General features: G+C 63.2%; 5 protein-coding genes, 1 tRNA gene and 1 pseudogene. 4 read left to right on the forward strand and 3 right to left on the reverse strand.

Annotation, left to right across the window (positions count from 1 at the left end; translation table 11 throughout):
- Both WCB02_RS00005 and WCB02_RS00010 read left to right on the forward strand, forming a co-directional pair.
- A partial coding sequence (locus WCB02_RS00005) for a formate/nitrite transporter family protein (protein WP_423955046.1) occupies window positions 1-695 on the forward strand: 695 nt, incomplete at its 5' end.
- 124 nt (window positions 696-819) lie between these two features.
- Window positions 820-1,110, forward strand: coding sequence for a GNAT family N-acetyltransferase (locus tag WCB02_RS00010; protein ID WP_423955047.1), 291 nt, complete (start codon window positions 820-822; stop codon window positions 1,108-1,110).
- Between the two features lie 76 nt (window positions 1,111-1,186).
- Here the strand turns inward: WCB02_RS00010 and WCB02_RS00015 are convergent, their stop codons facing one another.
- Complete coding sequence (locus tag WCB02_RS00015; RefSeq protein ID WP_423955048.1) at window positions 1,187-1,627, reverse strand: PAS domain-containing protein; 441 nt, start codon at window positions 1,625-1,627, stop codon at window positions 1,187-1,189.
- Window positions 1,628-1,997: 370 nt separating this feature from the next.
- Here WCB02_RS00015 and WCB02_RS00020 point away from each other — a divergent pair, with 370 nt between their 5' ends.
- On the forward strand, window positions 1,998-2,828 hold the full coding sequence (locus WCB02_RS00020) for a hypothetical protein (protein WP_423955049.1): 831 nt from the start codon (window positions 1,998-2,000) through the stop codon (window positions 2,826-2,828).
- Window positions 2,829-3,233: 405 nt separating this feature from the next.
- A tRNA-Thr gene (locus WCB02_RS00025) sits at window positions 3,234-3,308 on the forward strand.
- A 132-nt stretch (window positions 3,309-3,440) separates the two neighbouring features.
- Here WCB02_RS00025 and WCB02_RS00030 read toward each other — a convergent pair.
- Window positions 3,441-3,965 (reverse strand): annotated as a pseudogene (locus tag WCB02_RS00030) (tyrosine-type recombinase/integrase); the annotation flags it as partial.
- 281 nt (window positions 3,966-4,246) lie between these two features.
- Window positions 4,247-4,565: hypothetical protein (locus tag WCB02_RS00035; protein WP_423955050.1), on the reverse strand; the 319-nt coding region annotated here is incomplete at its 5' end.

The following is a 4,565-nucleotide window of genomic DNA, read 5'->3' on the forward strand; positions in this document are numbered from 1 at the left end:
GGATGTATCTGTCCATCGTCGTCTTCGTCTACTGGTCGCTCATCAACGACCTCGGTGCGACGCCTTACGGCAAGCTCATCGGTTCGCTGTTCTTCGGTGTCGGCCTGGCGATGATCGTGCTGTCGAACACCGAGCTGTTCACCAGCAACAATCTCTACCTTGGGATTTCCTGCTACGAGGGCTCGACCACATGGCGTTCGGCTGCAGGCCTTTGGGTGGTTTGCTACATCGGCAATCTGCTCGGGGCCGTCATCATCGCGGGCCTGCTGTATGCCACCGGCATCATTGACGATCTGCCGGCCAATCATGCGCTGTACGCCGGTGCCCTGCATAAGGCGCACGAGGCGGCGGCCGTCATTTTCTGGCGTGGCGTCCTGGCGAACTGGCTCGTCTGTCTGGCGGTGCGTCTGGCGTTCCGCTGTCACGAGGAGATCGCGAAGATCGTCATCCTGATCCTGGTCGTGTTCATGTTCCTGTACCTGGGTGGCGAGCACTCGATCGCGAACATGGCGACGTTTGCGATGGCCTTGATGGGCAAGAGCTCGCTGTCGCTTGGCGGCGCGATGTATAATGAACTATATGCCACCCTTGGAAACATCGTTGGCGGCGTGTTGTTCATCGCCATACCGTTCGCCTTCATCAACCCGGCTGCGCCAATGGAGGCACCCCAGCCCGCGACGGCGGCCGCTGAATGATACGCGGGCATGACTCCATCTCTGGCAGAGCGGCAACCGCCATGACCGCGGCTGGCCTGCCCGACTGCACGACCGAGGATTGCGCACACCCTGCGCGCCATCAACCCTGGACTGGAGGCCCATCATGCCTGAGGTGACCGACAATGCGGCGCTTGGCCGCTACGAGATGGTGATCGACGGGGTGACGGCTTTCGTCAGCTATGTGCGGCAGGGCGACCGCATCACGCTGGCGCACACCGAGGTGCCGAAGGCGCTGGGCGGACGCGGCGTCGGTTCGTTGCTGGCAACCGCCGTTCTCGACGACATTCGCCGTCGCGACCTGCGCCTCGTGCCGGAATGCGAGTTCATCGCGGCCTTCATCAGACGTCATCCCGAATTCGGCGATCTGGTCGTCGCGCCGAACGATGTCCCATGACGACATCCCGTGAAGACGTCCCATGATTGCAATGAGCCACCGGAGCCCGACCCCGCAAAGATCGCCCGGCGGCAGGTCAGGATGACGCGGCGGTGCCGGCGGCCGCAGCCTGCTTGCGCAGGGCCCGCATCTCCTCGAACCGCTTGCTGACATCGCGCATGATGGCGGCGATTCCGAGCATCCGGCCGGATTCGTCCTTGAACGGCACGATGGTGAACTCGGTGGAAAGGCGCGATCCATCCTTGCGAATGGCCGGAACCGACAGAAGATCGCCCGCGCCGTAGCGGGTCACGCCGGTGCGCATGGTCACCTCGTAGCCGTCCCAGTGGCGCTTTCGCAGGTTCTCGGGAACGATGATGTCGAGCGACTGCCCCACAGCTTCCGCCGAGGTGAATCCGAACATCGCTTCGGCGCCGTTGTTCCAGAACTGGATCCGCCCCTCGACGTCGGAATAGACGACGGCGTCGGGCATCGACGTCAGCAACGCGACGGCAAAGCGATCGGGATCAAAGCTCATGACTACCTCGGTGTGGAGACCGTTCAGAACGCGCCTGCCGGCGGACGGTGGCTATAGCCGGGAGCGGGCCTGCTCCGCAATGGACGGTTCCGGCTGACAGGCAAACGCAGGGAAGCAGCTATCCGCCAGAGGGCCCGGGCAAGCACCGAAGCCGGTCCCCGACCTGCGGGCGGGCGGCCTGTCGCGCTATCCAGGGAACCTCGGGTTCCGCAAATTACCCGGAATTTTCACATGAATATGGTAGGTTCGCGCAGGCCTTGGGGACACAAAGGTATCCATGAACGACCTTCAAACGCACTTGAAGAAAATCCGCTCAGACGCGGCCGAGTGTCTTTTGTTGAGCAGCATTGTCCCCAACGGAAAAGGCGACGTGTTCGCGAGGACGGCCGAACACCTGAACGCACTCGCTCTCGAAATCGAAAAGACGATCGTACCCAACGGCACCGGCGCCGCGCCGAACGGCGCGGAGATGGCTCGCGCGGCAGACCGTGAAGAGCCGGTCGCCACGGCGAGCGCCGAGGACCATCATCAGCAGGCGGCACGACCGCATCAACAGGCGGCACGGCCGCGCCGCATGCTGGCCTGGGCGCTGGTCATTGTTTTGGGCGGCATTGTCGGAGCGTTGTTCTGGATCAACACCCCGGCCAAGCAAGTGTGGGCGTTCATGTCGAGCCCCGCCAGCCATGACTGGTATTGGCCTTTGTCCGTCTCGCGGTCGAACCGCGCGGCAGCGCCGGCACCGGCGGACGAAACCAAACAGGACGATGCGAAACAGGCGATCGCCAAGCTTCTGTCCGACAGGCAAAAAGATCGGCAGATATTGATGGAGCAGATCGGGACGGTGGGCGCGCTTGCCGCGCGTGTCGACAATCTCGAACGAGCGCTGGATAAATTCAAGACGGCAGGTGCGGGAAATACCGGACTGTCGGCTCCCGAGGAAAAGGCTTTTCGTGCGCCGGAGAACCGCGCGGTGACGCTGGAGAATCCGGCTCCGGCACAGCCATCCGATGGCGCGCCGCGCGCGACCGGCGGCCCGATGATCGAACCGGCTGATCGATCTGCGGCGGCCCCATCGCGGCAGGCCGAGCTCGATCCGCACAAGCCCGTTATCGGGCCGCTCGGCTGCACGCAGTTCCGATCCTTCGATCCGGTATCCGGCATGTACACGGCGTTGGACGGACAGCGGCGTCGCTGCCGGTAGCGCAATGGGCGCCGCCGCGCATGAACCCGCTGCAGCGGGCTCGCGGCGATCCCTGCTCTTCGTCTCCGCGCGAACACGTTCCTTGGCCGAGCTGACGCCGGCGGCGAGCACCGCAAGCTCACTGCGATGCGCCGGGGTCGCGCGCCGCGATCTGGTCCCTGACCATGATCCGGATATGCGCGTCGATCGGGGAGCGGCGGCCGCTCGGGGCGCCGAGAGAATTCGTCGGCGGCTTTCCGCGCGCTGTTCGCGCCCCCGGCGAGGCCTCGGCGAGACCCCGGGCACGTTGACGAGCCCTCCCCGGCTGCCCTAAACAGATGGCGACCGAGCGTTGGCGGACCCGGGTTACCTCCGATCCGGGCCCCGATCGCCAGCGCGGCCGGCGGAATGGCGTCGCGTAGTTTTGCCGGTTTAGCTCAGCGGTAGAGCAGCGGTTTTGTAAACCGAAGGTCGGGAGTTCAATCCTCTCAACCGGCACCACAAAATCAAGTACTTAGCGGACATCGTCCACGGGACTGTCCCCGAACTGTCCCCAATGACCTTGTTCCAGAACGCTTCGATGGCTGCCGTGGCCTTGGCCTGATAGTCTGGAGCATACTCGGCGTACCTTTCGGTCACCCCGCCCCGGTGCCCAAGTTGGCCCTGGACCTCCCACTTGTCTACGCCATGGGCACGCATCCAGCGGGAGAGCGTGTGCCGCCACGAGTAGAGGGTCACCGACGGCTCCAGACCGGCGCGCTTCCGCGCTTGCCGCCATGCCGTCCTGACCGATTTCACCGCCTTGCCCTCAAACGAGATAACCGGGCCCTCCCCGCGGCGTGTCCAAAGAATTGCATGAAGAAACGGTGGCATCTTCACCACCGGTCGTCGCTTTTTGGTTTGGGTCCGGCCGGGACGGTTCAGGAAGATCAACCCCGCGTCAAAATCGACCTGCGACCAGTCCAATTGGAGCACAGCGCTGGGTCGGGCCAGTGTCCCAATGAGGATGACGTTCAGTAACCAGACATGGTCGCGGAGCTCCCGGAGAAGCCGCGAGGCTTCCTCTAGACTCATGGGCCGTCCCATGGGGTCCTGGTCACCCACAGGGAGCATGGAGACCGGGGGCACGGACTTCAGCTCCCCTTTTTTCCACGCCATCCGCAAGGCGGCGCGGCCTGTGCTGATGACGTGGTTCACAGTCTGGGGTGACAGCCCATGATCGAGCAAGGCGGCTTTGAACCGCTCTTGTTCGGCATAGGCGAGCGCATCCTCGATGGACTTTTCACCGAAGTGGTCGAGCCAATAGTTGCAGTGAGTCTTGACCGTGGGCGGGTGTGCCGTAAGTCGACCTCGCTCATTCCAGTATCGGGCAATCACTTCCGCGATCGCAATTCGAGCGGATGGTTGCTCTGGCTGAGACTGAAGGATGAACCAGTCGGTCAGTCTTTGCCTTGCTTCTTCAAAATCCGCCGTGCCGAGGCTGATGCGCTGGGTGCCGTTGCCGTCCCGCCAGCAACGATACCAGGCTGTACTGCCCGCCCGTTGCGCGAGCCAAGAAGTGCCCAGCTGGAAGCGTCGTTTGGGGTATCTTCCCACTGATCCGTTCCCCTGATAATTAGATCTGCCACATGAACACCGAGATAGCGTACTCCATTTGCGCCAAAGCGAATATAACGCGTGAGCCCCTGCCTGCGCCAACGCTTCAACGTGGATGGATCAACTCGAACAAAGCGGGCCGCTTCCTTTTCTGTATATTGC

Origin of the sequence: Bradyrhizobium sp. (assembly GCF_049581145.1) — a bacterium.
GTDB lineage: Bacteria > Pseudomonadota > Alphaproteobacteria > Rhizobiales > Xanthobacteraceae > Bradyrhizobium.

Coding starts and splice junctions, on each gene's coding strand:
- WCB02_RS00010 (WP_423955047.1), top strand. CDS start 820: ATGCCTGAGGTGACCGACAATGCGGCGCTTGGCCGCTACGAGATGGTG.
- WCB02_RS00015 (WP_423955048.1), bottom strand. CDS start 1,627: ATGAGCTTTGATCCCGATCGCTTTGCCGTCGCGTTGCTGACGTCGATG.